Genomic DNA, 26,650 nt, shown 5'->3' on the forward strand with positions numbered 1-26,650 from the left:
GGCTTCCCGCGCGCGTGGTGGCACGCGCGGGAAGCCACCTTTCCGCTGTCGTACGCGGCGCCTGCGGCTCCCCCCGTGCATCCCGTACGACCGACCCCAACGGCGCCCCCTGCCGGCCCGCGCGCCCCGTACGGCCGACGCCTCGGTGTCCCGCCGGCCCGCGCGTTCCGTACGGCTGGTTCCTCGGCGCCCTCGGCCGGCGCCGACCTGTTGCCGGTCGGCCGCGGGTGGGCTACTCCACCGTCACCGACTTGGCCAGGTTGCGCGGCTTGTCGATGTCCCGGCCGAGTGCCAACGCCGAGTGGTAGGCGAGGAGTTGGAGCGGGATGCCCATCAGGATCGGGTCGAGTTCGACCTCGTTGCGCGGGACGACGATGGTGTGGTCCGCCTTCTCCTGCTCCCGGTGCGCGACGGCGAGGATGCGACCGCTGCGGGCCTTGATCTCTTCGAGCGTCGCCCGGTTCTTCTCCAGCAGGTCGTCGTCGGGGAGCACCGCCACGGTCGGCACCTCGGGCTCGATCAGCGCCAGCGGGCCGTGCTTGAGCTCGGACGCCGGGTACGCCTCGGCGTGCACGTAACTGACCTCCTTGAGCTTCAAGGACGCCTCGCGCGCCACCGGGTAGCCCCGTACCCGGCCGATGAACATCATGCTCTTGGCGTCCGCGTACAGCCCCGCCAGCTTCTTGATCTCCTCCTCGCCGCGCAGCACCTCCGCGATCTGCTCGGGGAGCTTGCGCAGGCCGGCGATGATGCGCTTGCCGTCGGCCACGGACAGGTCGCGGATGCGGCCGAGGTGCAGCGCGAGCAGGGCGAAGGCGACGGCGGTGTTGGTGAAGCACTTGGTGGAGACGACGCACACCTCCGGGCCCGCGTGCACGTACACGCCGCCGTCCGTCTCGCGGGCGATGGCGCTGCCGACGACGTTCACCACGCCGAGGACGCGGGCGCCCTTTCGCTTCAACTCCTGAACGGCCGCGAGCGTGTCGTACGTCTCGCCGGACTGGCTCACCGCGATGTACAGCGTGTCCGGGTCGACCACCGCGTTGCGGTAGCGGAACTCGCTCGCCGGCTCCGCGTCGGCCGGGATGCGGGCCAGCTCCTCGATCAACTGGGCCCCGATCAGGCCCGTGTGGTACGCCGAGCCGCAGCCGAGGATCTTCACCCGGCGCACCCCGCGCGCCTCGCGGGCGTCCAGGTTGAGCCCGCCGAGGTGCACGGTGGAGAACCGGTCGTCGATCCGCCCGCGCAACACCCGGTCCACCGCGTCCGGCTGCTCGCAGATCTCCTTGTGCATGTACGTGTCGTGGCCGCCCATGTCGTACGACTCGGCCTCCCACTCCACCGTGGTCGGCGAGGCGGAGGTGCGGCTGCCCTCGGTGGTGTAGGTGCGGTAGTCGTCGGCCTTGAGGGTGGCCATCTCGCCGTCGTCGAGCGTGACGACCTGTCGGGTGTGGCTGACCAGCGCCGCCACGTCGGAGGAGACGAACATTTCCTTCTCGCCGATGCCCAGCACCACCGGCGAACCGTTGCGGGCCGCGACGATCCGGTCGGGGAAGTCGGCGTGCAGCACCGCGATGCCGTACGTGCCCTCGATCAGCCGCAGCGCCTCGCGGACCTTCTCCTCCAGGGTGGCGGCCGGGGAGCGGCCGATGAGGTGGGCGAGCACCTCGGAGTCGGTGTCGGACTCGAAGGTGACGCCGTCCGCGCTCAGCCTGGTGCGCAGGGCGGCGGCGTTGTCGATGATGCCGTTGTGCACGATGGCGACCTTGCCGTCCGCGTCCTGGTGCGGGTGGGCGTTGACGTCGTTGGGGGCGCCGTGGGTGGCCCAGCGGGTGTGCGCGACGCCGACGGTGCCGGCGAACCGCTTGGGCAGCTTCGACTCCAGCTCCCTGACCCGGCCCTTGGCCTTGGCGGTCTTCAGCCCTCCGGTCTTGCCGGCGGCGTGGATGGCGATGCCGGCGGAGTCGTAACCGCGGTACTCAAGGCGCTGGAGCCCCTCAAGGAGCAGGGGCGCAACATCGCGCTTGCCGATATATCCAACAATGCCGCACATGAGGGTTTTCCTTCCGTCTGGTGGCGGTACACCGGGGTCGCTCGCCGCTCTTCTGCTGGTCTCTGCCCTGTTTGCCCGCGTTCGCTCGCCGTGCGTGGTGCCTTGCGCCGTCCGTGGTGCCCGTGTCGTTGGCGGCGACGTGCGGCGGCTGGCGGTGTCGGGGGGATGCTTGACGTCGCCGGCGGTGCCTTGTTCCCGCGGCGGTACGGGGCACTGCCCGGAGTGGGGCGTGCCGGGTGGTGCCGGGGTGCCGGGGGGCGTGGGTGGTGCGCGGGGTGGTGGCGAATGCGGGTGCGGTGCGGGTTCGCGGTGCGTGGGGGTGCGGAGGGGCGCGCCGCCACGTTCCGGTGTGGTGCCGTTGCTGTCGGTTGCTTGCTGTTGTCGGGTGTTGCCTACTGCTGTGGTGCCTGTGCCTGTGGTGTTCGTTGCTGGTGGTGCTGGCTGCTGGCTGTGCTTGTTGCCGGTGTTGCCGTGGCGCTCCGGCGGTTTGGTGATGCGGTGCTTTGGCGATGCGGTGCGTTCCGGGCGCGCCGGTACGCGGGTGTGTCCGGCCGGTCGGTTCGGGGCGGGTGCCCTAGCCGTAGACGATGCGGCGGAGTTGGCGCAGTGAGAGCGTGGGCGGGGCCACCGCGCGGTGCGGTAGTTCGGCCTCGATCCGTTCGAAGATGTCCGCGTTCGTCAGCCCTGCGGACTGGAGTTCGCGGTGTCTGCGTCGAACGAATTCCTCCGCCGTCTCGTCGAAGTACGCCAGGACGTCCAGCACCACCCGGGCCGCCTCGCCGCGTCCCAGCGGCGAACTGCGCACCAGATGGTCGACCAGGTCCTCATGGGGCGACTGGCCGGCCTCGGAACTTCGGATGCGGCGATCGAACACCCGTCGATACTGCGCGGCAGCGACGAGTTTCGCAAGAAATCTGCCCGATATCGGGCAGGCGGACGCCGAAGGTACGGGCCAATGGCCTAGAAATGGCGCAGTAGGGCCTTCTTCGCGGCGGTGAACTCCTCCTCGGTGAGTATCCCGTCGTTCCTCAGCTCACCCAGTTCGCGCAGTCGTTGCAGCAGCGCGTCGTGATCGACCTCGGCGGGCGCGGCGGCGGCCGGGACGAGCGCCGGGGCGGCCGTGGCGGCGGGCTCCGGCGGCGCGGCCGGGTGTGGCATCCGGGCCACGACGGCCGCCCCGACCAGGGCCATCAGCGGATCCTTCTTGAAGCCGTACAGCTCGACGGAGCGCGGGTCGTACTTCGGCGGCGAATTGATCGGCGCCTTGGCCACGACGAACCGCAGGTAGCCGTTCTCCAGACCGGCCGGCCACAGCCACTCCACGGCATCCACATCGGCCAGGGCGAACACCTGGGTGCCGGCCGACTTCTTGGAGTCCTCCGTCTTCCAGTTCCACTCCAGGCGGATGTTCTCGCCGTCGAAGGAGGCGGTGGCGTCGCCGGCGGAGGCCGACAGCGGCACCGAGGGGCCGGGCAGCAGATAGCGGTGGCAGGGCGTGGACGGCACGCCCTCCAGGAGCAGCGCGTTCCGTACCTCGTCCACGAAGTACTCGGCGACGCCCATCCGGTCCGCCTCGACCGCGAGCTGGTACGGGTCGGCAGCGCTCGGCAGCCGGCCCCCCACCGCCTGGAGCAGCGGGTCCGCCCCGTCGCGCAGCCGCAGCCGCAACCGGCCCGACTTCCGCCCCGCCTCGAAGGTGGCCCCGGCCAGCGCCTGGAGCGGGACCAGCAGTTCGCCGATGGCCTGCCGGGCGGGGCTCACGCCCTTGTCCCGGCCCGGCACGATCCGTACGGCCTCCCCGTCGAAGGTCCAGGTGCCGTCCCTTTGGGTGATCTCCGCCATGGGCGGGATTCTCCCACGCTGGCCCGGGCGCGCGACGGTTGGACCGCGGCGGCACGGGGCTCAGGTGCGGGCGTTGGGAGGGGGCGGGGGCCCGGCGACCTGCGGTGCGGGGCCCGCGCGCCGGGACCGGCGGTCACAGGCGCGGGCCCGGCGCGGGCGGTGGCTCAGGCGTCCAGGCCCAATTCGCGGGCGATCAGCATCCGCTGGACTTCGCTGGTGCCCTCGCCGATCTCCAGGATCTTGGAGTCGCGCCACATGCGGGCCACCGGGTACTCGTTCATGAAGCCGTACCCGCCGTGGACCTGGGTGGCCTCCCGGGCGTTGGTCACCGCCACGTCGCAGCTGTACAGCTTGGCCAGGGACGCCTGCTTCTTGAACGATTCGCCGTGTGCCATCCGCGACGCCGCGTCCCGCCAGGCGATGCGTGCGGTGTGGGCACGCATGTCCATGTCGGCAAGCTTGAACTGGATGGCCTGGTTGGCCCCGATCGGCTTGCCGAACGCCTCACGGGTCTTGGCGTACGCAACGGACTCGTCCACACATCCCTGGGCGAGGCCGGTGGCCAGCGCGGAGATGGCGATCCTCCCCTCGTCCAGGATGCGCAGGAACTGTGCGTACCCGCGGCCCTCGGCGCCGAGCAGGTTGGCCGCCGGGACCCGGCAGTCGGAGAAGGCCAGCTCATGCGTGTCGGAGGCGTTCCAACCGACCTTGGAGTAGGGGGCGGCCACGGTGAAGCCCGGGGTGCCGGACGGGACGATGATCGAGGAGATCCGCGGGCGGCCGTCGGGCTTGTGGCCGGTGATGGCGGTGACGGTGACCAGGGAGGTGATGTCGGTCCCCGAGTTGGTGATGAAGCACTTGGTGCCGTTGATCACCCACTCGCCGGTCTCCTCGTCCAGGCGCGCGGTCGTACGGGTGCCGCCCGCGTCGGAGCCACCACCGGGCTCGGTGAGGCCGAAGGCGCCCAGCGCCGCACCGGAGCACAGGTCCGGCAGCCAGGTGCGCTTCTGCTCCTCGGTGCCGTAGAGGTAGATCGGCATGGAGCCGAGCGAGACGCCCGCCTCCAGCGTCACCGCGACGGAGGAGTCGACCCGGGCCAACTCCTCGATGGCCAGGCACAGCGCCAGGAAGTCGCCGCCCATGCCGCCGTACTCCTCCGGGTAGGGCAGGCCGAACAGCCCCATGCGGCCCATCTCGCGGATGATCTCGTACGGGAAGGCGTGGTTCTCCCAGTACTCGCCGATCTGCGGCGCCACGACGTCGTGCGCGAACGCCTCGACGGTCTTGCGCAGCTCCTCGTGCTCGGCGGACAGACGGTGGTCGAGAGACATGGCTACGACTCCTTGTGGGAGAGGGCGCGAACGGTGCGGGAGGGGCTGGGACGGCCCAGCCGGTCGGCCATCCACACGCTCGTGGCGGTGAGTCGGCCGAGGTCGACCCCGGTTTCGATGCCGAGGCCGTGCAGCATCCACACGAGGTCTTCGGTGGCGAGGTTGCCGGTGGCGCTCTTCGCGTACGGGCAGCCGCCGAGGCCGCCCGCCGAGGCGTCGACGGTGGTCACGCCGTGCTGGAGCGCGGCGAGGGTGTTGGCCAGGGCCTGGCCGTACGTGTCGTGGAAGTGCACGCCGATCCGCTCGGTGGGCACCCCGGCCTGGTTGAGTGCGGTCAGCAGGGCGCTGACGTGCCCGGGTGTGGCCACCCCGATGGTGTCGCCGAGGCTCAACTCGTCGCAGCCCAGGTCGATCAGGCGGCGGCTGACGTCGGCGACCCGGGCCAGCGGAACCGGGCCCTCCCAAGGGTCGCCGAAGCACATCGAGAGATAGCCGCGCACCCGCACGCCGGCCTCGGCGGCCCTGGCGACCACCGGCGCGAACATCTCCAGCGCCTCGTCCACCGTGCGGTTCAAGTTGGCCCTGGCGAAGGACTCGGTGGCGCTGCCGAACACGGCGATCTCCCGCACCCCGTGCGCCAGGGCGCGCTCCAGGCCCCGCTCGTTGGGCACCAGCACCGGCAGCCGCAGGCCCGCGCCGGCGGTCCGGTCACTGATGGCCCCGGCACCGGCGGCGTTCACGCTGGTCGCGCTGCCCCCGCCGGGGCCGTCGGGGCCGTGAAGGTCAGCCAGCAGCGGCATCAACTGCTCCGCGTCGGCGAGTTGGGGCACCCACTTGGGGTGGACGAAGCTGGTGGCCTCGATGGTGGTGAGACCGGCGTCGGCGAGGCGGTGGATGAACTCGGCCTTCACCTCGACCGGAACGATCGCCTTCTCGTTCTGGAGGCCGTCGCGCGCGCCCACCTCGTGGATGCGCACCCGGGCCGGGAGCCCCGGCGCCGGAACGGCCATCGGCAGTCCCTCGATCATCGCGTGCCCTCCTGCCGGGCGCCGGGACCACCGGCGGCGCGGGTGTCGTCGGGAGCGCCGTCGGTCTCGCTCCGGTGCGTGGGGGCGTCGGCCGTCTCGTGCGGGGTGACGACGGCGAGCACCTGGTCCATGGCGACCGTGCTTCCGGGGGTCACGTCCAACTCGGTGACCGTGCCGTCGTGGGCGGCGACGATGACGTGCTCCATCTTCATCGCCTCGACGACCAGCAGGCCCTGGCCGGCCGTCACCGCGTCGCCGACGGCCGCCTTGACCACGGTGACCGTGCCCGGCATGGGGGCGGTCAACGCGCCCGCGTGCGCCCCGGCCGCGCCGCCGCGCAGCGCCGCCTCCACCGGATCGTGGTCCGCGACGTGCCACACGTCGCCGTCCCGCGCCAGCCACGCGCCGCCGCGCCCGGCCGCACCATGGCCGGCGGGATGGGCGCCGGAGTGGGCGAAGACCTGGGTGAGCCCGGCCCACTCCACGAGCACCTGCTGCACGCCGCCGGCCACCCGTGTGGTGACCAGTCGGGCGCTCACCGGCTCGCCGTCCGCCACGGTCACCACCGCGTCGTGCGCCCGGCCGCGCACCCGGACGGTCACCGGATCGTGGCCGGGCACCCGCAGCGGGTGCACCGTCGGTGCGCTCTCACCGCCCAGCCGCCACCCGGTGGGCAGCGAGAACGGGTCGGTCCAGCCGCTGCCTGCGGGGGCGACCGCGGGCCGGCCGGCGGGGCCCGGGGAAGCGGCCGGCTCCAGCGCCGCCTGCCGCAGCAGCGCCGCGGCCCCGTACACCTCGGCCGGGATCTCGGCCGGGATCAACTCGGCGGCCACCCGGTCGACGAGACCGGTGTCCAACGCGCCGGAGACCACGGCGGGATGGTCGAGCAGCCGGCGCAGGAACGCGGTGTTGGTGTCAAGGCCGAGGATGGTGGTCTCGGCGAGTGCCGCGCGCAGCCGGCGCAGCGCGGTGGCCCGGTCCGGCCCGTACGCGATGACCTTGGCGAGCATCGGGTCGTAGGCCGTGCCCACGTCGCTGCCGGCCGAGAGGCCGGAGTCGACCCGCACGCCCTCGCCGGACGGCTCGCCGAGTGCGGTGACCGTGCCCGCTGACGGCAGGAAGTCCACCCGCGCGCCGTCGGGCGTGGCCCGCACGGTCTCGGCGCAGATACGGGCCTCCACCGCGTGGCCGATGAGGGTGATGTCCTCCTGGGTGAAGGGCAGCGGCTCACCCGCCGCCACCCGGAGCTGCCACTCGACCAGGTCGATGCCGGTGATGAACTCGGTGACCGGGTGCTCGACCTGGAGCCTGGTGTTCATCTCCATGAAGAAGTAGTCGCCGGGGCCGCCCTGCTCGGCGTCGGCGCCCGGGGTGCCGCCCGGCACGATGAACTCGACCGTGCCGGCCCCGGTGTAGCCGCAGGAGCGGGCGGCCTGGACGGCGGCCTGCCCCATGGCGGCCCGGGTGGCCTCGTCGAGGAAGGGGCTCGGCGCCTCCTCGATGATCTTCTGGTGGCGGCGCTGGAGGGAACACTCGCGCTCGCCGAGGTGCACCACCTTGCCGTGGGCGTCGGCCAGTACCTGGATCTCGATGTGTCGGGGCTGGTCCACCCAGCGCTCCACCAGGAGGGTGTCATCGCCGAAGGAACCGCGGGCCTCCCGGCGGGCCGCCGCGATCTCGTCGGCCAGCAGGGCCTCGTCCCGCACCAGGCGCATGCCCTTGCCGCCGCCGCCGGCCGAGGGCTTGAGCAGCACGGGCGTGCCGATCTCCCGTGCCGCCTCGATCAGTTGCGCGTCGCTCAGGCCGCTGCCCGAGGAGCCGGGCACGACCGGCACCCCGGCCGCGCGCACCGTCTCCTTGGCCCGGATCTTGTCGCCCATCAGCTCGATGGCCCCGGCCGGTGGGCCGATGAAGACTAGGCCGGCGTCGGTGCAGGCCCGGGCGAACGCGGCGTTCTCGGCGAGGAAGCCGTACCCCGGGTGGACCGCCTGCGCGCCGCTGCGCCGCGCGGCGTCCAGCAGCCGCTCGATCGAGAGATAGCTCTCGGCCGCCGCCGCGGGGCCGATGCGCACGGCCGTATCCGCCTCGTGGACGTGTCGCGCGTCCGCGTCCGCGTCGCTGAACACCGCCACCGACCGCACCCCGAGCTCGCGCAGGGTGCGGATGACCCGGACCGCGATCTCGCCACGGTTCGCGACCAGCACGGTGTCGAACATCGCCGCTGTCACCCGCTCCGCCTCCCGTCCGGCCCGCTGGCCGGGCGTCTGATGGGCCGCCGGCTGTGCGGCGGTCCCTCCGGTCGTCTCTGTCGCTGTGTGCGTCTTCTGTTGAACCTGCTCGGCCTGCTGGATCTGCTGGGCCGGCAGGGCTCGCCGGGGCGTCGTCCCGTCTCGTGGGGCCTCGCCCGCGGGGCCGGTGGCCGCGCCGGGGACGGGGCCCGCGGGCGGCTGGGGTTGCGTCATGGTGCGCCCCTCACATCCGGAAGACGCCGTAGCCCGGGGCCGCGTCCGCGCTGCTGAAGCCCGGGGTGCCGGGCAGCGGCGCATTGGCGCAGGCGGTGAGGGCCAGACCGAGCACCGTACGGGTCTCCAGCGGGTCGATCACGCCGTCGTCCCACAGTCGTGCCGTGGCGTAGTAGGCGTTGCCCTGGGTCTCGTACTGGGCGCGGATCGGGGCGCGGAAGGACTCCTCGTCCTCCTGGCTCCACTCCTCGCCCCGCCCCTCCAACTGGTCCCGCTTGACGGTCGCCAGGACCGAGGCCGCCTGTTCCCCGCCCATCACCGAGATCTTGGCGTTGGGCCACATCCACAGGAAGCGGGGGGCATAGGCGCGCCCGCACATGGAGTAGTTGCCGGCGCCGTAGGAACCGCCTATGACCACCGTCAGCTTCGGCACCCGGGCGCAGGCGACGGCCATCACCATCTTGGCGCCGTGCTTGGCGATGCCACCCGCCTCGTACTGCTTGCCGACCATGAAGCCGGAGATGTTCTGGAGGAACACCAGGGGGATGCCCCGCTGGTCGCACAGCTCGATGAAGTGGGCGCCCTTCTGGGCGGATTCGGAGAACAGGATGCCGTTGTTGGCGATGATGCCGACGGGGTGGCCGTGGATCCGGGCGAAGCCGGTCACCAGCGTCGTCCCGTACTCCGCCTTGAACTCGGCGAACTCCGAACCGTCGACCACCCGGGCGATCACCTCGCGCACGTCATACGGCGTGCGCGAGTCCACCGGGACCGCCCCGTACAGCCCCGCGGGGTCGACCGCGGGCTCCCGGACCGGCTCGACCGACCAGGGCAGCGGGCCCCGCTCGGGCAGTGTGGAGACGATGGTGCGCACGATGCGCAGGGCGTGCGGGTCGTCCTCGGCCAGGTGGTCGGTCACACCGGACGTCTTGGAGTGCGTCTCGCCGCCGCCCAACTCCTCGGCGGTGACCACCTCGCCCGTGGCGGCCTTCACTAGTGGCGGGCCGCCCAGGAAGATCGTGCCCTGCTCGCGGACGATGACCGCCTCGTCGCTCATCGCCGGGACGTACGCACCGCCGGCCGTGCAGGACCCGAGGACCGCGGCGATCTGCGGGATGCCGGCGCTGGACATCCGCGCCTGGTTGTAGAAGATCCGGCCGAAGTGGTCGCGGTCCGGGAAGACCTCGTCCTGCATCGGCAGGAAGGCACCGCCCGAGTCCACCAGATAGAGGCAGGGGAGGCGGTTCTCCAGGGCCACTTCCTGGGCCCTGAGGTGCTTCTTGACCGTCATGGGGTAATACGTGCCGCCCTTGACCGTGGCGTCATTGGCCACCACGACCACCTCGCGGCCCGCGACCCGGCCCACCCCCGCGATGACGCCGGCGGCCGGGGCCTGGCCGTCATACAGCCCGTCGGCCGCCAGTGGCGCGAGCTCAAGGAAGGGCGAGCCCGGGTCGAGGAGCGCGTCGACCCGGTCGCGCGGCAGCAGCTTCCCGCGCGCGGTGTGCCGGGCCCGGGCGCGCTCGCCGCCGCCGAGCCGCGCCGCAGCGAGCTTCTCGCGCAACTGCGCCGCCAGCTCCCGGTGCGCCGCCTCGTTCGCCCGCCAGGCGTCGGATGTCGGATCGGCGCCGCTGGCCAGCACTGGTGCCTGCCCCATGCGTCGGGCCCCCTTGCACGGTTGAAGAGCGTACGGTTAATGAGCGTTAACTGATGATCTCAGGTTAACGCTCATTAACGCTTCTGTCTAGAATGGATTTCGTGAGCGAACCAGTTGCGCGGACCCAGGCCCCTGCCCCCACTCGGCGGGAGCAGATCCTCGCCGAGGCTGCCCGGCTCTTCGCCGCCCGTGGCTTCCACGGCGTCGGTGTCGACGAGATAGGGGCCGCCGTCGGCATCAGCGGCCCCGGCCTCTACCGCCATTTCGCGGGCAAGGACGCGATGCTCGCCGAGTTGCTGGTGGGCATCAGCGGCCGGCTGCTCGCCGGCGGCAAGCGGCGGGTCGCGGAGGCGGCCGAGTCGGCGGCCGGGCCGCGGGAGGTGCTCGGTTCGCTCATCGACGGGCACATCGACTTCGCCCTCGACGACCGGCCGCTGATCACCCTGCACGACCGGGAGCTCGGTCAGCTCAAGGAGAGCGACCGCAAGCTGGTGCGCCAGCTCCAGCGGCAGTACGTCGAGCTGTGGGTCGAGGTCGTGCGGCAACTGCGCCCCGATGCGCCGGAGGTGCAGGTCAGGGCCGCCGTGCATGCGGTGTTCGGGCTGCTCAACTCCACGCCGCACCTCGGCCACGCCAGCTTCCTGCCCGGTCGCGAGGACACCGCCGCACTGCTGCGACGGCTCGCGCACGGGGCGCTGGACGCGCTCTGAGCCGGACGCCGCCCGGCGTCGCGCCTCTCTGGACAGTCGTATCAACCCGCAGGTAACTTTACTGAGCGAGCGCTTAGTCAAACTCCCGGGCTCGCGATCGAGGCCGCTCTAGGAGGAGACAGCGTGCGCCGTACGGTGTTCAACGAGGACCACGAGGCGTTTCGGCAGACGATCCGCGACTTCATCGCGGCCGAGGTCGTGCCCGTCTACGACCAGTGGCTTGAGGCCGGTCAGGTGCCGCGCGACTTCTACAAGAAGCTGGGTGAGCTGGGCGTCTTCGGCATCGAGGTGCCCGAGGAGTACGGCGGCGCGGGCGAGACCAGCTTCAAGTTCCACGCGATCATCACCGAGGAGTGCGCCCGTGCCGGGGTGAGCTTCGGCAGCTCCAGCGTGCACACCGCGCTCTGCCTGCCATACCTGCTCGCGTACGCCACCGACGAGCAGAAGCAGCGCTGGCTGCCGCCGTTCATCACCGGCGACATGATGATGGCCATCGCGATGACCGAGCCCGGTACCGGCTCCGACCTGGCAGGCATGAGGACCACCGCCAAGCTGTCCGACGACGGCACGTACTACCTGCTCAACGGTGCCAAGACGTTCATCACCGGAGGGGTGCTCGCCGACCGGGTCATCGTCTGCGCGCGCACCGCCCCGCTGGACCCCGCGGACCGTCGCGCGGGCATCACGCTGCTCGCCGTGGACACCTCGTCCGACGGCTACACGGTAGGCCGCAAGCTCGACAAGCTGGGCCTGCGGACCTCCGACACCGCCGAACTCGCCTTCAACGACGTCAAGGTGCCCGTCGGCGACCGGCTCGGCGCGGAGGGCGAGGCGTTCGCCTACCTCGGGCAGAACCTGCCGCAGGAGCGGCTCGGCATCGCGGTCGGCGCGTACGCCCAGGCCGCAGCCGCGGTGGAGTTCGCCAAGCAGTACGTGCAGGAGCGCGAGGTCTTCGGGAAGTCGGTGGCGTCCTTCCAGAACACCAAGTTCGTGCTCGCCGACTGCAAGTCGGACGTGGACGCGCTGGAGGCCGTGGTGGACCGGGCGCTTGAGGCGCACGACGCGGGCGAGTTGAGCCCGGCGGACGCGGCGTCCGCCAAGCTCTTCGCCTCCGAGCGGGCCGCGGTCGTCATCGACAAGTGCCTCCAACTGCACGGCGGCTACGGCTACATGATGGAGTACCCGATCGCGCGCCTGTACGGCGACAACCGGGTCAACCGGATCTACGGCGGCACCAGCGAGGTCATGCGCACGATCATCGCCAAGTCCATGGGCCTGTAGCCGCGGGCGCACCGACCGAGCGTGAGCGACCACCATGCGCGAAGCCCTTGCTGACCTGCTCGACCTGCTCGATCTGGAGCGGATCGACGAGGACATCTTCCGAGGTGTCAGCCGTCCTTCACTGGTGCCGCGGGTGTTCGGCGGACAGGTGGCGGCCCAGGCGTTGATCGCCGCGGGGCGCACCGTGTCCGCCGACCGCCCCCCGCACTCCCTGCACGCGTACTTCCTGCGCCCCGGCGACCCCGGTGCGCCCATCGTCTACACCGTGGACCGCATCCGCGACGGGCTGTCCTTCACCACCCGCCGGGTGGTCGCCGTCCAGCACGGTCTGCCGATCTTCCACCTCTCGGCCTCCTTCCAGCGGGTGGAGGCCGGGCTCGAACACCAGGCGCAGATGCCGGCGGCGCCCGACCCGTCGACGCTGCCGACCACCGAGGAGATGCTGCGCCGGCACGCGGACCGGTTCCCCGACCCCACCGTCATCCCGCGGCTCGTGCGGGCCCGGGCGGCGGTCGACCTGCGGTACGTGGCCGATCCGCCGTTCGTCACCGCGGGCCAGCCGCGCGAGGCGCGCTCGCAGGTGTGGTTCCGTACCGACGGCAAACTGGACGGCGCGCACGACGACCCGCTGCTCCACGTCTGCCTGGTCACCTACGTCTCCGACATGACCCTGCTCGACTCGATCCTGCTCGCCCACGGCCGCGGCGGCTGGGTGGCCGGGGACGTGGTGGGCGCCAGCCTGGACCACGCGATGTGGTTCCACCGGCCGTTCCGGGCGGACGAGTGGCTGCTGTACGACCAGGAGAGCCCGTCCGCCTCGGGTAGCCGCGGGCTCGGCCAGGGGCGGATCTACACGGCGGACGGCCAGTTGGCGGTCTCGGTGATCCAGGAGGGGCTGATCCGGGTGCCCCGGCGGCGCGCCGGGCCGCGTGGTGGCGCGGAGGGCGTGGACGGGGCGGCCGGCGCGGCTGGCGCATAGTCACCGGCGGGCGCCGTTGGCCACGCCGGGGCGGCAGCCTGCCGGTGCCGGCTCCCCCTGGCGTCGGGGCGGTCCGGCTGTCGGGGCGTAGCGGTGGGGTACGGACGCGCGGGGGAGCGGGCGGGTGCTCTCACGCGCCGGCCGTACGGCGCTGGCCGTACAACACTGGCCGTACGGCGCCGGGCGTTCGGGCGCACGCCAGCCGAACGCCCCGCGCGCCTCGGGACGCGTGCGACTGAGGTCCCGTCCGTGGCGTAGCGCGGCCGGTGAGGGGCGCGCACCGGCCACGGGACACGGTCCAGTGGTGCATGGATCGACCACGTGGAGGGGGCGCGTAGGGCGTCTGCTGCGCGGGGCGTGCGCCGGGAGCGGTGGTTACGGGAGCGCCGGCAGGCCCGCCGCGTCCAACAGGTAGGCGGTCATCGGGTCGTAGAAGCGCGGGTTGGTGACGTGGTCGTCCAGCGGCACGGTGACGGCCAGCGTGCCTTCGGCCTCGCCGATGAACAGCGCCGGGTCGTTGCAGTCCGCGTATCCGACGGCGTCGATGCCGCGCTGACCCGCGCACCCGGCCCAGCCGTGGTCGGCGACCACCAGGTCGGGCAGCGGGCGGCCCTCCCTGGTGAGCCCGTCGAGGATGGCGTTCATCGGCTCGGGCGAGTGGGTGTGCCAGAGGGTCGCGCCGCGTTCCAGCATCGCCACGTCCGCGAACTGGAAGACGAAGCCCTCGTCGGCCTGGAGCCCACCGGGGATCTCCACGATCTCGCAGCCGACCGCCCGCAGTCCGGCCGCGACGCTGCGGTGTACGTCGATGAGGCCGCCCGGGTGCCCCGTCGCGAACAGCACCCGGCTCTGGCTTTCGGCGGCCTTGCGCAACACGGCGGCCTTGCGGTCCAGCGCGTCGACGGTCAGTTGCGGGTCGATGGTGTCCTGCCCGGTGCGGTACTCGGGGTCGTCGATCACCCCGCAGCGCTCGGCCATCACGGCCAGTACGTCCTGCTCGTCGGTCCAGCGGTCCCCGAGTTCCAGCCCGAGCCAGAAGTTACGGTCGCCGTTCGCCAGCTTGCGGTAGTGGGAGAGGTTGTTCTCACGTGGGGTGGCGACGTTGCCCGCGATGCGGGTGCGGACCAGATGGTCGACCAGTGCGGCCCGGTCGGGCACGGGGCTGGGTATCGGCATGCTGACCATTGTGCCGCCTGCGGCCCGAGATGAGCTGAACGTCTGATCAACGCGCACGGACGAGGTGCGGGGGTGGCTCCGCCTGCGGCGCGGGAGCCTGGTGGGGGCCGCTCTGCGGGCGTTGGGGTGGTGCGGCCCGGTGTGGTGCGTCGCGGGGTGCTCCGGCGTGCTCCGGAGTCCGGAGCCGGGCGTGGGCGCGTGGTGGGCGCGGGGCCGTTGCCCGGTGTGGCTGGCGCGGGCCGGTTGGGGTGGGGTGGCCGTGCCGGGTGGCCGGGGCGGGGCGCGCGGGCACATCCTGGACGTTGTGGCGAAATGGGTCGCGGGCCCGCTTCTAAACGTCCATGTCGGAGCGCGCGCCGGGGTCCGTACGCTCCGGGAGCGTGAACGGGCCCCACGCGCCCGCTGGCCGCCCCGTACCACTGGGAGAGGGCTGGCTGCCGGGTCTCGTGAGGCTGCTGGGCTTGCGGATGTGTGGTCGTCGACCGGCGGGCGGGCCGAGCGGGTCGTCCAGACGGCTGGCCGGCCGACCAGACGGCAGGACGGCGGGCGTGGGCGGAGGCGCGCGGCGGGGGCCGTACGCCGGGCTCGACCGCCGGGTCTGCCCGGCCCGCCCGGTCTGCCAGGCCCGCCGGTCCACCTGGTCCACACCGATCCACCCGGTCCGTCCCCCCCCCGGCAACAACAGGCAATGACAGGAGAGGCCACATGAGCAGCGCCCCCAGGGAGCCTGTGGGCCCCGTCGACTCGTCCCGCATCCCCCGGTACGCCGGGCCCGCCACCTTCGCGCGGTTGCCGCGCCTCGATGAGGTGGGGGGTACGGCGGACGTGGCCGTGGTGGGCGTTCCGTTCGACACCGGGGTGTCCTACCGGCCCGGCGCCCGGTTCGGCGGCAACGCGATCCGGGAGGCGTCGCGGCTGCTGCGCCCGTACAACCCGGCGCAGGACGCGTCGCCGTTCGCGCTCGCGCAGGTCGCGGACGCGGGCGACGTGGCGGCCAACCCGTTCAACATCGGCGAGGCTGTCGAGACGATCGAGGCCGCCGCCGATGACCTGCTCGCCACCGGCGCCCGGCTGATGACCCTCGGCGGTGACCACACCATCGCGCTGCCGCTGCTGCGGTCGGTCGCCAAGCGGCACGGCCCGGTCGCCCTGCTGCACTTCGATGCGCACCTGGACACCTGGGACACCTACTTCGGTGCCGAGTACACGCACGGCACGCCGTTCCGGCGCGCGGTCGAAGAGGGCATCCTCGACACGTCGGCCCTCTCCCATGTGGGCACCCGCGGCCCGCTGTACGGCAAGCAGGACCTGGACGACGACGCCAAGATGGGCTTCGGCATCGTCACGTCGGCCGATGTGATGCGGCGCGGCGTGGACGAGGTCGCCGACCAACTGCGGCAGCGCATCGGCGACCGCCCGCTGTACGTCTCCATCGACATCGACGTGCTCGACCCGGCGCACGCGCCCGGCACCGGCACGCCGGAGGCCGGCGGCCTGACCTCGCGCGAACTCCTGGAGATCCTGCGCGGCCTGGCCGGCTGCCACCTCGTCTCGGCGGACCTGGTCGAGGTCGCCCCGGCGTACGACCACGCGGAGATCACCTCGGTCGCGGCCTCGCACACGGCGTACGAGCTGACGACGATCATGTCCCGGCAGATCGCGGACGCGCGCGTGCGGTAGTGCTGCGGCGGGCGGGCGTGGGTGTATGGCTGGGGGCGGGGGCGCGGGTGGGAAGCGCGCCCCCTTCGGCCGGCCCCGGCGCCGCCCGCCCGTCTGGCCCCGCGCCGCCCCGGCCTCGTGCTGCGCCCCGAGGGATTCGTACGTGAAAGGTCTCCGTACGGGCGTCCCCGCGCGCGGGGTGGCGCGTGTCGATGGTGTGGCGGGGGACAAAGGCCGTGCTTCCGTGCGGGCGCGGGCCTGGGCACACGGGCTGAGCGTACGACGGGGAATTCGGGACCCGTCCCGAATGGGCGGGGGCGCGAAGTGGAATTCCTCATCGGGATGGATCGGAACCATACTTTCCCTGCATTGCGCAAATGTCCCGGGATGAGATACGGCGATCTTGTGTGCGAGCGTTGCGCGACGAGGGGAGTGCGTCCGTCGGGCGCCGTCATTGCAGCGGACGGGTGCCATCCGCTACGGCGTTCTGCGGGGCGCTGGCCAGGAGTAGCCGCGCGGGGACGGTTCCAGACCGGGGAACTCCGTACCTGTCTCGGGCACTTGGGCCACTCGTGAAACGCGGGCAACAACGCGCCAGTGATCGGGATTTTTCCGTCGTCGTGACATTCCTCGCCCCGTAAAATTCCGTTGGGGAATCGCGGGAATGGTCTCGACGTAACAGCCGGGTCACATTTCCGTGCACGCTTCTCTGAGTCGCGGTAAAAGCAGTGCGAGTATGGGCGCTTATGACGCACGGAGATGAACGGCGGCGGGATTTACGGATCTGGCTGCCGGACGCCGAAACCGACCGGGACGTGTCCGCGCTGTGCGCCTGGCTGGAGCGCGAGCAACTGCTTGAGGAGTGGGCGCGGCTGGACCTGGTGCGGATCGACCTGCGGCCGGCTCCCGCCGGGGACGGCGACGGCCATCCCATGGGCGGTGCGAGCGAGGTGCTGATCGTGGTGCTCGGGGCGCTGGCGCAGCCGGCGTTGGATGACCTGTACGCCGCGGTCAAACAGGGCATCGCGGCCTGGCGCGACAACCGCCGCCAAGTGGAGGGCGGCGATCCACCCGAGGTCCGCGACGGATGGACGGACGACTCCTCGGACTCCGATGCGGAGGACGAGGAGTAGGCACGATGCCGGCACGCGACCCCGGGGGCGGGGACAACCTGGCGCTGCTCGTGGGTGTGCCCGAATACGCGCGCAGGGAGTGGGAATCGCCGGACGGGGTGCCGGGCGACCTGCTCGCGGTCCGCAGGAACCTCGTGGAGTTGGCGGCGGCGTTACGCGCCGGCGGCGTCTTCACCGGGCCTGCCGGCGCGGCCGGCCAAGACCGGGACGGTGGCCCTGACGGCACTGTTGACGGCCCGTCGCGCGCCACCGACGACTCGTCCGGCGCTGCCGACGGCCCTTCTGGTGCTGTGGCCGAGGGCGGGGGCGCGGACGGCGCGGGCGGGGGCGTGCTGGTCGTCGAACCTGCTGGCATCGACGCCTTCAACGAGGTGTTGCGGGAGGCCGCGGCCGAGACGCACGGGGTGTTGCTGTTCTACTTCGCCGGGCACGGCGCCGTCCCGTCCTCCGGTTCCGAACTCTGGCTGCAACTGCCGTGGGCCCGTACCGTGCCGGGCGCGCAGCACGTCTTCACCGGCTCCGTGTCGCTGACCGAGGTGTTCAGCGTGTTGCGCACCTCGCCGGCGCGGCAGATCGTGGTGGTCCTGGACTGCTGCTTCGCGGGCAATGCGCTACGCGTCCTGGAGGCGTTCGAACCGCGGCAACGGTTCTTCTTGGTCACCGCGGTGCAGGCGAACCGGCGCATCGACGCCGGGCCCGCGGACACCCCTACGCCCTTCACCGCGGCGCTGCTCGACGTGTTGCGCAGCGCGCGACCCGGGCGCCCTGTGACCTTCGCACGCCTCGGGCCGGCGCTCCGGAGGCGGATGGCCGGACAGCGCACGCTCGCGGATGCGGCGTGGCAACCGCAGACCCGACAGGGCGACCCGGACGCGGACGTCGTCCTGGCTCGTACGTCCGCCGGCGCTGCCTCGTCGTCGCCGGACGGTGCGGATGCCGTGCCCCCGCCCGGCGACGACGACAGCACGGGCGGTGCCACCAGCCCGAGCACCGGCGACGACCTGAACAGCAGTCACGAAGGCGAGCCGGACGGCACCCCGGACGTGCCGGCTCCCGAGCCAGATTCCGCACCGGCTCCAGCCCCGTCGCGCCGGCGACTGCGTGTGCGCACGCGTGTGGGTGTGCGTCGGAGCGGACGTTCACGTGGGCGCCCTCGCCTACGCCCGCGCCCACGCGCGCGTAGTCATCCGCTCGGGCGCGAGCCTGGGGCTGCGCAGCGGCGGGGCGGCGGGCCCCGTTGGCCCCGGGGGCGGCGCTGGCTGATGGCCGGCGCGGCCGTCGGCACGGTCCTGGCCGTCGTCGGCGCCCTGCTCCACGTGTTCGGCAAGGCCCCCGCCGCGCGGATCTGTGCACCGCCGCAGGAGTTGCGCGTGCTGACCGATCCCGATCTGCACCAGGTCGTACGCACGGCCGCGCAGACCTACACCCTGTCGGCCGCGAATCACCCGGACGGGTCGTGCGCCCGGGTGGGGATCACCGTGTACGCGGCCCGTACCTCCGATGTGATCACCGCCTTCCACGACCTGTCTAACGTGTGGCAGCGACCGCCCGGGCACGTCGTCAGGCCCACCGAAGGAGCCGCGGGCACGGGCGCCGGAGCCGGCACCACCAACGTGCCGTCCGCCGCCCCGCTCGACCCGCAGCGCGACGTCGGGGCCCAGCCCGACCTGTGGATTCCGGCGACGGCCGCGGACGTCACGCGGGCCACCGAGGGCAGTCAGGACGTGGACCTGGGCACCCCGTCCGCCCCGTTCGGTTACTCGCCCACCGTGCTCGCCCTGCCCGCGCCGTCCGGTGCCCCTACCGCCGGCCCGCCCGCCCGCGACGGTCACTCCGCGGGGCAGGGGGACCGGCCCACCGGCCGGGACGGCCGTACCGCGGGCCCCGCCGGCAGCTCGCTGTCCCACTTGGTCCGCGCCTTCCTCGACGCCGGTGCGGGCCGGCACGTCCGGCGCCCCGACCCGGAGTCGACCGACGCGGCCCTGTTGGCGACGCGTGCGCTGTACGGGGAAGAGCAGGCCGGTTCGGTGGAGCGACGGTTGGCCCACGGCGGGCCGCTGGCCCCGGACGGGGCCGGCCTGTTGTGCGCGCTGGCCGATGACCGGGAGGCGGACCGCAGCACGGCGGCGATCGTGCCCGAGTACCTGCTGCTGGCCGGTGACCTGGACTGCCAGGCGCAGACGCGGGTGCCGCGCCGAGCCGTCTACCCCGACGACGTCCCCGCCCTCGCCCCCGTCGCCGTGTCGCTCACCTGGGAGGGGTCGGACCAGAACTCCGCCACGGCGCGTACCCGCAGGGTCGGGCTCGACGGCTTCGCGCGGTGGCTGGCCGAGCCCGCGGGGCAACGGGTGTTCCGGTCGGCCGGCTTCTGGTCCAAGGACGGCAGGCCGCCGCCCGGTGGCGGCGTCGGACCGGTGGGCGGCCCGCGCCCCGTCCCCGAGTCGACCGCGCCCGACGACCGCGCCGGCGACGGCCTGGGCGACACGCTGGACCGCTACCGCGCGGCCAACGGCCCCGGGCGGGTGCTCTACCTGCTCGACGCCTCGCCGTCCATGGCCGGCGTGTGGGAGGGCGCCGACGGGGCGCCCGCGCTGCTGGCGCGCTCCTTGGATGGCCTCGGGCCGCGGGACGAGTACGGCGCATGGCGGGTGGCCGCACCCGCGTACGCCGAGCGCCCGTACGACACCGGGCTGTTGGAGTTCGGCCCGCACAAGGACCGGGCCGCCGCCCGGCGCGGCCTCGCCGATCGGGCCCGGCTGACGGAGCACGAGGCCGACCCGTACGGCGCGTTGCGCGCGGCAGTCGCCGAACTGGCCAGGCGCGGCGCGGGGGAGGAGCGGCCCGCGCTGGTCGTGCTGCTCACCGACGACGAGGACAACGGGCGCCCCGGCGGGCAGCAGGGACTGCCGGGCCTGTTGGGGGCGCTGCGCAAGCACGGCGTGCCGGTGGCGGTGGTCTCCTTCAGCAGCCGCGGCTGCGACCCGGGCCAGCCCGACCAGCGGATCGCCGAAGCCTCCGCGGGGGGCTGCCTCGACCAGCGCGACGACCGGGCGGCCGGACTGCGGGACGCGGTGGCGCAGGCCGCGGAGGGCGACCCGGGGTACGCGGCATGAGATGGCGGGGAGGTACGAGGCGTACGAGCCGTCTGAGGCGTACGGGCCGTCTGGGCCAGGTGGCTCCGTCTGACCAGCCTGACCAGACAGGCCGAACGGGCCGGGCGGCCCGAACGGGCCAGTTGGTCTCATCGGACCAGCCGGGTCAGCCCAGCCGGCCCGACCGGCTAGCCCGAACAGACCGAACAGACCGAACAGACAAAGCGGTTCAGGCGGTTCAGGCGATCCGGACGCCCGGCGCAGAAGCAGACCGGAGCGGCCGATCGAGGGAGAAACAGGAGACGAAGTCACCACCTGGCAGCGGCCGGTGGCCTCGCGCGCGCTCGCGCGCGAGGCCGTGGCGCGCGGCCGGCCCGCTCGCGGCGCTGCTCGCCCTGCTCGCCGTGGGCAGCGGGTGCACGTCCGCGGGCGGTACGGACGACGGCGCGTTCACCAGCGACGGCGACCCGCGCGTGATCACCATCGCCAGCGGCCAGGACATCACCGGGCGCAGCGGCGTGCGCCAGCAGATGGTGGACGCCTGGAACGAACGGAGCCGGCGTTCGGGGTCGCCGCTGCGGGCCCGGCTCGTGGAGCTGCCGGGCACCGCCGACCAGCAGCGCAGCCAGTTGCTCGGGGCGCTCCAGTCGGGCAGTTCGCACTACGACGTGGTCAATCTTGATGTGACGTGGGTGCCGGAGTTCGCGGACGGGCACCTGGTGCGCGAACTGGACGAGTCCTTCCTGGATGCGGACGTGTTGCCGACCGCTGCGGCCACCGGCCGCTGGCGGGGCGCGGTGTACGCGGTCCCGTTCAACAGCGACGTCGGGCTGCTCTACTACCGCCGCGACTACCTGTCCGCCGCCGGCTTCACCACGCCCGACCTGGGGACGGAGGCCATGAGCTGGGCCCGGTTCAAGGGGCTACAGCACACGCTGCTCCAGGCGCAGGGCCGTGGCGACCTGCCCGCCGGCTACGACAAGCCGTGGACCACCCAACTCGGCTCGTACGAGGGGCGGACCGTTAACGGCATCGAGGCGTTCGCCACCGCAGGGGCCATCAGTGAGGCCGAGCCCCTGGTGGACGCCGAGGGGCGGTACGTGGGCACCGAGGGGCAGTTGCGCGCCGGGCTCACCGAGTTCGCCGGGCGCGTCGACCGGGCGTACACGCTGGACGGCGCGCAGGAGTCCGCGGAGGCACGCTTGTTGGCCGACTTCGCCGCCGGCAAGACGGCCTTCCTGCGGCACTGGCCGTACGCGTACGGGCAACTCCACCAGGATCTGACGGGCGGGCAACTCGGCCTGGTCGCGCTGCCGGGCAAGGCCGTGCTCGGCGGGCAGGACCTGGCCGTCACGCGTCACGCCCCGCCGGAGAACCTGGCCGCCATCGAGGACCTGGTGCGCTTTCTGACCGGCAGGGGAGGCGAACGGTGCCTGCTCGAAGCGGGCTTCGCCGCCACGCGCGCGAGCGCGTACGAGGAGGACGGCGCGCGCTGTCGGCTCCGGCCGCCCGGCCCTGCCGCCCCGTCGCCCGCCGGCGAGGGCGCCGACCGTATCCCCCGCACGACCGACGGGCGGCCCCGGTCCTCAGCCGTCGTACGGACGGCCCTGCGGGACGCCGTGCTGCGTCCGCGCACCCCGTTGTACGGGGCGTTCAGCCAGGTGTTCGCCGACCATCTGGGCCGGCTGATCGGCGATGCGCCGGACGCGCCGGGCGAGGTGGCGCGCGACCTGCACCGGGCGCTGCAACGCGCGTTGCCGGAGGACGGGTGAGGGGGTTGGGGCGGGCGCGGCGGCAGGCGCGAGGAGGGGGCAACGGGGCCTGATGGGGCCCAACGGAGGGTTCGGGGGAGGGGCAGGGAAGAGGGCACGGAAGGGTTCACGGGAGGGTGAGGACGCGGGGGCCGTCGTCGGTGATCGCCACCGTGTGCTCGCTGTGGGTGGCGCGGCTGCCGTCGACCGTGCGCAGCCCCCAGCCGTCGACGTCCATGACGTACGCGTCCGCGCCGCCCGCCGTGAACATCGGCTCCAGCGCGAGGACGAGGCCGTGGCGCAGCCGGAAGCCGCGGCCCGGCCGGCCCTCGTTGGGCACCGGCGGGTCCTCGTGCATCCGGCGGCCGATGCCGTGGCCGCCGTAGTCGGCCAGGATGCCGTAGCCGGCGGCGCGGCCGACGGTGCCGATGGCGTGGCCGATGTCGCCCATCCGGGCGCCGGGCACGGCCGCCGCGATGCCCGCGGCGAGGGCCGCGCGGCCGGTTTCGATCAGCTTCAGGTCGGCCGGGCGCGGGGTGCCCACGACGAAGCTGGTGGCGGCGTCGCCGGCCCAGCCGTCCAGGGTCGCGCCGCAGTCGATGCTGACCAGGTCGCCGTCGCGGAGCCGGTAGTCGCCCGGGATGCCGTGCACGACCGTGTCGTTGACCGACGCGCAGAGCACCGCGGGGAACGGGGTGGCCGCGAAGTGCGGCCGGTAGTTGAGGAACGGCGAACCGGCGCCGGCGGCGCGCAGTACCTCGCGCGCCGCCTCGTCCAGCGCGGTCAGCGGGACGCCGACGGCCGCGACCTGCTCGGCGGCGGCCAGCGCGTGGGCCACGATGCGGCCGGCCTCGCGCATGGCGTCGAGTTCGCCGTCTGTCTTGATCTCCACCATGGGTGGGGGTCCTTCCTGGTGCGTTGGTGCGTACGGCAGGTGGGGGCGGGTTCAACCAGCGGGGGCGCTCCGGGCCCGTGGCGCGGGCGGCCGGGGCGCAGCGGAGCGGACGCCAGCCCAGAGCTGCGCCAATTTTCATACCGTTATTACTGTACCGGATTGCTTTACCGGTATTGCAATGCCGGTATTACAATGGCGGCATGGTGCGCACACCCCTCACCCCGTTGGAACGCGAGCGCGGCCGTCATCTGGGCCTGCTGCTGCGACAGGCGCGCGGCGAACGGAGCATGGCCGACGTCGCCGCCGCCGCCGGCATCTCCGCCGAGACCCTGCGCAAGATCGAGACCGGCCGGGCCCCGACACCGGCCTTCTTCACCGTCGCCGCCCTGGTCGGCACGCTCGGCCTGCGCCTGGACGACGTGGCGGCGCACTGTGCCGCCGTGGCCCTGCCGGCGGAGGCGGGCAGCGGCGAGGGTGCCGGGAGCGCTGCGGGAGTGGCCGCCGCTGCGGACGCCGTGGGCGTTGACGTCGCGGCGCTCTGGGGTCCCGCGGCGGCCTAGCGCGGCTTGATCCGCCCGGTCCCCCGGGCGGTCGCCGGCTCATCCGCCCCGGACGGGCGCCAGCCTGCTTGCCCGGGGCGGCTTTGTGGTGCCCGCGGGGGCTTTCACGCGTGCGTGTGCGCGCGTGCTGGCGTTCCCGGGCTGGTCACACCTGGAGCGCCGTACTTCGCCGTATGCCTGGGTGCGTGCTCCGGGCGGGCGCGTCGCCGAATCGTCGGTGGGGGCCTCTTCCTCGTGCGGGCGTGCGCGCGGGAGGCGCTTCCGGATGGGCGCCGAGGCATGTGCGTCGAGTTCGCACAGTCGCCCTGCCCCGCCTCGGGGCGCAGGCGCATTCCGCTCGGAGCCGAGTGGGGGCGGCGCCCGGCGTGCCCCCGCGCTCGGGGGCGCGCACACTGAGCATTCGATCGTGTGTGCGCCCATCGTGCGCTTCTTTGTTTGTTACGGCGGAATGAAATCCGCACGCCACGGCGTTGCAGCCTTCCGGTGATGACCATGAGGCGGGGAGGCAGGGAGTGTCAGCGACAGCCGCGACGACCAGCGCTGGGCAAGAGGGCTGGGCGCGCAGACTGGCCCGGTACTGCTGGCGGTATCGGCGCAACGTGGTGCTCGCGCTCGGCGCGTCGCTCGCCGGGATGGCCGTCACGGCGCTCGTTCCGCTCATCCCCAAGCTGATCATCGACGACGTGATCGTCTCGCACGACCGCTCGCTGGCCCCCTGGGCGACGCTGCTGGTCGTGGCGGCCGTGGTGGTCTACGGGCTGACGTACGTGCGCCGCTTCTACGGCGGGCGCCTCGCCCTGGACGTCCAGCACGACCTGCGGACCGAGATGTTCCAGTCGATCTCCCGGCTGGACGGGCGCCGTCAGGACGAGCTGAGCACCGGTCAGGTGCTCGGCCGCGGCACCAGCGACCTGCAACTGGTGCAGGGCTTGCTGTTCATGCTCCCGATGATGGTCGGGAACGTCCTGCTCTTCATCATCTCGCTCGTCGTCATGCTGGTGCTCTCACCGCTGCTGACCCTGGTCGCGCTGGCCGTGGGCCCCGCCCTGTGGTTCATCGCGGCCCGCAGCCGCGACCGGCTCTTCCCCGCCACCTGGTACGCGCAGGGGCAGGCGGCGGCCGTGGCCGGCGTCGTGGAGGGCGCGGTCAGCGGCGTCCGGGTGGTCAAGGGCTTCGGGCAGGAGGAGCAGGAGACCGGCAAGCTGCGCGAGGTGAGCCGCGGCCTGTTCGCGGCCAGGCTGCGCACGATACGGCTCAACTCCCGCTTCACCCCCGCCCTCCAGGCGGTCCCGGCGCTCGGCCAGGTCGCGATGCTCGCCCTCGGCGGCTGGATGGCCACCCGCGGTCAGGTCACGCTCGGCACCTTCGTCGCCTTCTCCACCTATCTGGCGCAGCTCGTCGGCCCGGTCCGGATGCTGGCGATGATGCTCACCGTGGGGCAGCAGGCGCGCGCGGGCGTGGAGCGCGTCTTCGAACTGATCGACACGGAGCCGGCCATAGCGGAGCGGCCCGACGCCCACGAGCTGCCCGCCGACGCCCCGGCCACCGTCGAGTTCGACCACGTCACCTTCGGCTACGGCACCGCGGCGGAGCCGGCAGGCCCCACCGAAGCGCCTGCGGCCGATTCGCCCGGGGCCGGGGCGCCCGCGGCCGAATCCTCCGGGGTCGCGCTGGCCAAGGGCGACCCGGCGGCCTCCGGGGCGGACGGCGCATCCCGCGCGCGCCCCGTGCTCCAGGACGTCTCGCTGCGCATCGCCCCCGGCGAGACGCTGGCCGTGGTCGGCGCGTCCGGCAGCGGCAAGTCCACGCTGTCGCTGCTGCTGCCCCGGTTCTACGACGTGACCGGTGGCGCGGTGCGGGTGGGCGGCCACGACGTGCGCGACCTGACGTACGCGTCGCTGCGCGCGGCCATCGGTCTCGTACCGGAGACGAGCTTCCTGTTCTCGGCCAGCGTGCGCGAGAACATCGCGTACGGGCTGCCCGACGCGACCGACGAGCAGGTCCGCACGGCGGCGCGGGCCGCGCAGGCCGACCGGTTCATCGACGAACTGCCGGACGGTTACGACACCAAGGTCGGCGAGCAGGGCCTGACGCTCTCCGGTGGGCAGCGCCAGCGCATCGCCCTGGCCCGGGCGATCCTCACCGACCCCAGGCTGCTGCTGCTCGACGACGCGACCTCGGCCGTCGACGCCCGGGTGGAGCACGAGATCCACGAGGCGCTGCGCAGTGTGATGGCCGGCCGCACCACGCTGCTCATCGCGCACCGCCAGTCCACGCTGGCCCTCGCCGACCGGATCGCCGTACTGGACGGCGGGCGCCTCGCCGACGTCGGCACCCACGCCGAACTGGTCGAACGCTGTCCGCTCTACCGCCGGCTGCTGACCGACCCGGACGAGCTCGGCGACGTGGTACGTGACGTGGCCGGCCTCGGTTACCGGGCGCCGACCGACGGCCAGGGCGCCGCCGGCACCGCGCCCCTCGCGGGCGCGAGCGCGCGCGACGACGCGCACGGCGGTACGCCGGAGCGCCCGGCCGCCGGTGCGGCCGGGCCCGTCGCCGGCGGGTTCGGCGGCGAATCCGCGGCGGCCGGGCTGCTGCTGCCCAGCTACCGCCCGGCGGACGCGGCACCGGACGGGAGCGCCCCCGGCGACCCGGACGGTACGCACGCCCGGGCCACCGCGAACGGCGGGCCCGCCGCGGACGGCCACGCCGGCGACCCCACGGACGACCGCCCCACGGACGACCGCCCCACGGCCGGCGACACCGCCGGTACGGACGGCCCCGCGCCCGGCCGCCGCTCCGGCGCGAGCGTCGACCACCGGCGGCTGGACGCGCTGGCCGAGCGCCGGGCCGAAGGCGCCGCGTACGGCGACGACCTCGCGGACGAGATCGCCGAACTGGCGGAGATCGGCACGGCCGAGACCCGGTCGGGGAACCTCACCGCGGCGCACGCCGACCCGGTCGGCCGGGCGCGCGAGGCGCAGGCCGCCACACTCGCCGTCACCCCCGAACTCTGGGTGCGCCCGGACGCCGCCGGGCGC

General features: G+C 73.3%; 18 protein-coding genes. 9 read left to right on the forward strand and 9 right to left on the reverse strand.

Annotated elements, in window-relative coordinates; all coding sequences use genetic code 11:
* Window positions 1–232: 232 nt before the first annotated feature.
* From glmS to ACMA1D_RS14180, 7 genes are all read right to left on the reverse strand, one after another.
* Complete coding sequence (gene glmS / locus ACMA1D_RS14150) at window positions 233–2,053, reverse strand: glutamine--fructose-6-phosphate transaminase (isomerizing) (protein ID WP_414724299.1); 1,821 nt, start codon at window positions 2,051–2,053, stop codon at window positions 233–235.
* 574 nt (window positions 2,054–2,627) lie between these two features.
* A complete protein-coding gene (locus ACMA1D_RS14155; RefSeq protein ID WP_414724300.1) occupies window positions 2,628–2,927 on the reverse strand; it encodes a hypothetical protein in 300 nt (99 codons plus the stop codon).
* A gap of 86 nt (window positions 2,928–3,013) precedes the next feature.
* Window positions 3,014–3,895 carry a DUF4429 domain-containing protein gene (locus ACMA1D_RS14160; protein WP_414724301.1) on the reverse strand — a complete coding sequence of 294 codons (882 nt, stop codon included), beginning with the start codon at window positions 3,893–3,895 and terminating at the stop codon, window positions 3,014–3,016.
* A gap of 164 nt (window positions 3,896–4,059) precedes the next feature.
* Window positions 4,060–5,226, reverse strand: a complete 1,167-nt coding sequence (locus ACMA1D_RS14165; RefSeq protein ID WP_414724302.1) for an acyl-CoA dehydrogenase family protein — start codon at window positions 5,224–5,226, stop codon at window positions 4,060–4,062.
* Between the two features lie 2 nt (window positions 5,227–5,228).
* On the reverse strand, window positions 5,229–6,254 hold the full coding sequence (locus ACMA1D_RS14170; RefSeq protein WP_414724303.1) for a hydroxymethylglutaryl-CoA lyase: 1,026 nt from the start codon (window positions 6,252–6,254) through the stop codon (window positions 5,229–5,231).
* Complete coding sequence (locus ACMA1D_RS14175) at window positions 6,251–8,470, reverse strand: acetyl/propionyl/methylcrotonyl-CoA carboxylase subunit alpha (RefSeq protein WP_414724404.1); 2,220 nt, start codon at window positions 8,468–8,470, stop codon at window positions 6,251–6,253. The genes ACMA1D_RS14170 and ACMA1D_RS14175 overlap by 4 nt, the downstream gene beginning before the upstream one ends.
* Window positions 8,471–8,726: 256 nt before the next feature.
* Complete coding sequence (locus ACMA1D_RS14180) at window positions 8,727–10,373, reverse strand: carboxyl transferase domain-containing protein (protein ID WP_414724304.1); 1,647 nt, start codon at window positions 10,371–10,373, stop codon at window positions 8,727–8,729.
* 101 nt (window positions 10,374–10,474) lie between these two features.
* Between ACMA1D_RS14180 and ACMA1D_RS14185 the strand changes: the two genes are divergently transcribed.
* From ACMA1D_RS14185 to ACMA1D_RS14195, 3 genes are all read left to right on the forward strand, one after another.
* Window positions 10,475–11,083: a TetR/AcrR family transcriptional regulator gene (locus tag ACMA1D_RS14185; protein ID WP_414724305.1), complete on the forward strand. Its 609-nt coding sequence runs from the start codon at window positions 10,475–10,477 to the stop codon at window positions 11,081–11,083.
* A gap of 123 nt (window positions 11,084–11,206) precedes the next feature.
* The gene (locus tag ACMA1D_RS14190) at window positions 11,207–12,364 is read left to right on the forward strand and encodes an acyl-CoA dehydrogenase family protein (protein ID WP_414724306.1); all 1,158 of its coding nucleotides are present in this window, start codon (window positions 11,207–11,209) and stop codon (window positions 12,362–12,364) included.
* Window positions 12,365–12,398: 34 nt separating this feature from the next.
* The gene (locus tag ACMA1D_RS14195; protein ID WP_414724307.1) at window positions 12,399–13,343 is read left to right on the forward strand and encodes an acyl-CoA thioesterase; all 945 of its coding nucleotides are present in this window, start codon (window positions 12,399–12,401) and stop codon (window positions 13,341–13,343) included.
* Between the two features lie 375 nt (window positions 13,344–13,718).
* Here ACMA1D_RS14195 and ACMA1D_RS14200 read toward each other — a convergent pair whose 3' ends face one another.
* On the reverse strand, window positions 13,719–14,528 hold the full coding sequence (locus tag ACMA1D_RS14200) for a phosphatase (protein ID WP_414724308.1): 810 nt from the start codon (window positions 14,526–14,528) through the stop codon (window positions 13,719–13,721).
* 696 nt (window positions 14,529–15,224) lie between these two features.
* Between ACMA1D_RS14200 and speB the strand changes: the two genes are divergently transcribed.
* The 4 genes from speB to ACMA1D_RS14220 all read left to right on the forward strand — a co-directional run bounded on the left by speB (window position 15,225) and on the right by ACMA1D_RS14220 (window position 22,175).
* Window positions 15,225–16,199: an agmatinase gene (gene speB, locus ACMA1D_RS14205; protein WP_414724309.1), complete on the forward strand. Its 975-nt coding sequence runs from the start codon at window positions 15,225–15,227 to the stop codon at window positions 16,197–16,199.
* A 725-nt stretch (window positions 16,200–16,924) separates the two neighbouring features.
* Window positions 16,925–17,311 carry a hypothetical protein gene (locus ACMA1D_RS14210; protein WP_414724310.1) on the forward strand — a complete coding sequence of 129 codons (387 nt, stop codon included), beginning with the start codon at window positions 16,925–16,927 and terminating at the stop codon, window positions 17,309–17,311.
* Window positions 17,312–17,316: 5 nt separating this feature from the next.
* A complete protein-coding gene (locus ACMA1D_RS14215) occupies window positions 17,317–20,424 on the forward strand; it encodes a substrate-binding domain-containing protein (protein WP_414724311.1) in 3,108 nt (1,035 codons plus the stop codon).
* A gap of 383 nt (window positions 20,425–20,807) precedes the next feature.
* Window positions 20,808–22,175 (forward strand): extracellular solute-binding protein, encoded by a 1,368-nt coding sequence (locus ACMA1D_RS14220; protein ID WP_414724312.1) that lies wholly within the window; start codon window positions 20,808–20,810, stop codon window positions 22,173–22,175.
* Window positions 22,176–22,281: 106 nt separating this feature from the next.
* On the opposite strand, the gene map is transcribed toward ACMA1D_RS14220, so the two are convergent.
* The gene (gene map / locus ACMA1D_RS14225; RefSeq protein WP_414724313.1) at window positions 22,282–23,049 is read right to left on the reverse strand and encodes a type I methionyl aminopeptidase; all 768 of its coding nucleotides are present in this window, start codon (window positions 23,047–23,049) and stop codon (window positions 22,282–22,284) included.
* A 200-nt stretch (window positions 23,050–23,249) separates the two neighbouring features.
* On the opposite strand from map, the gene ACMA1D_RS14230 reads away from it, so the two are divergent.
* Together ACMA1D_RS14230 and ACMA1D_RS14235 are read left to right on the forward strand one after the other, a co-directional pair.
* Window positions 23,250–23,609 carry a helix-turn-helix domain-containing protein gene (locus tag ACMA1D_RS14230; RefSeq protein ID WP_414724314.1) on the forward strand — a complete coding sequence of 120 codons (360 nt, stop codon included), beginning with the start codon at window positions 23,250–23,252 and terminating at the stop codon, window positions 23,607–23,609.
* A gap of 512 nt (window positions 23,610–24,121) precedes the next feature.
* On the forward strand, window positions 24,122–26,650 hold a 2,529-nt coding region (locus ACMA1D_RS14235; protein WP_414724315.1), incomplete at its 3' end, for an ABC transporter ATP-binding protein.

The organism is Streptomyces sp. 796.1 (genome assembly GCF_047525675.1).
GTDB lineage: Bacteria > Actinomycetota > Actinomycetes > Streptomycetales > Streptomycetaceae > Streptomyces.

Coding starts and splice junctions, on each gene's coding strand:
- ACMA1D_RS14165 (WP_414724302.1), bottom strand. CDS start 5,226: ATGTCTCTCGACCACCGTCTGTCCGCCGAGCACGAGGAGCTGCGCAAG.
- speB (WP_414724309.1), top strand. CDS start 15,225: ATGAGCAGCGCCCCCAGGGAGCCTGTGGGCCCCGTCGACTCGTCCCGC.
- ACMA1D_RS14180 (WP_414724304.1), bottom strand. CDS start 10,373: ATGGGGCAGGCACCAGTGCTGGCCAGCGGCGCCGATCCGACATCCGAC.
- ACMA1D_RS14230 (WP_414724314.1), top strand. CDS start 23,250: ATGGTGCGCACACCCCTCACCCCGTTGGAACGCGAGCGCGGCCGTCAT.
- map (WP_414724313.1), bottom strand. CDS start 23,049: ATGGTGGAGATCAAGACAGACGGCGAACTCGACGCCATGCGCGAGGCC.
- glmS (WP_414724299.1), bottom strand. CDS start 2,053: ATGTGCGGCATTGTTGGATATATCGGCAAGCGCGATGTTGCGCCCCTG.
- ACMA1D_RS14160 (WP_414724301.1), bottom strand. CDS start 3,895: ATGGCGGAGATCACCCAAAGGGACGGCACCTGGACCTTCGACGGGGAG.
- ACMA1D_RS14215 (WP_414724311.1), top strand. CDS start 17,317: ATGCCGGCACGCGACCCCGGGGGCGGGGACAACCTGGCGCTGCTCGTG.
- ACMA1D_RS14170 (WP_414724303.1), bottom strand. CDS start 6,254: ATGATCGAGGGACTGCCGATGGCCGTTCCGGCGCCGGGGCTCCCGGCC.
- ACMA1D_RS14175 (WP_414724404.1), bottom strand. CDS start 8,470: ATGTTCGACACCGTGCTGGTCGCGAACCGTGGCGAGATCGCGGTCCGG.
- ACMA1D_RS14210 (WP_414724310.1), top strand. CDS start 16,925: ATGACGCACGGAGATGAACGGCGGCGGGATTTACGGATCTGGCTGCCG.
- ACMA1D_RS14195 (WP_414724307.1), top strand. CDS start 12,399: ATGCGCGAAGCCCTTGCTGACCTGCTCGACCTGCTCGATCTGGAGCGG.
- ACMA1D_RS14200 (WP_414724308.1), bottom strand. CDS start 14,528: ATGGTCAGCATGCCGATACCCAGCCCCGTGCCCGACCGGGCCGCACTG.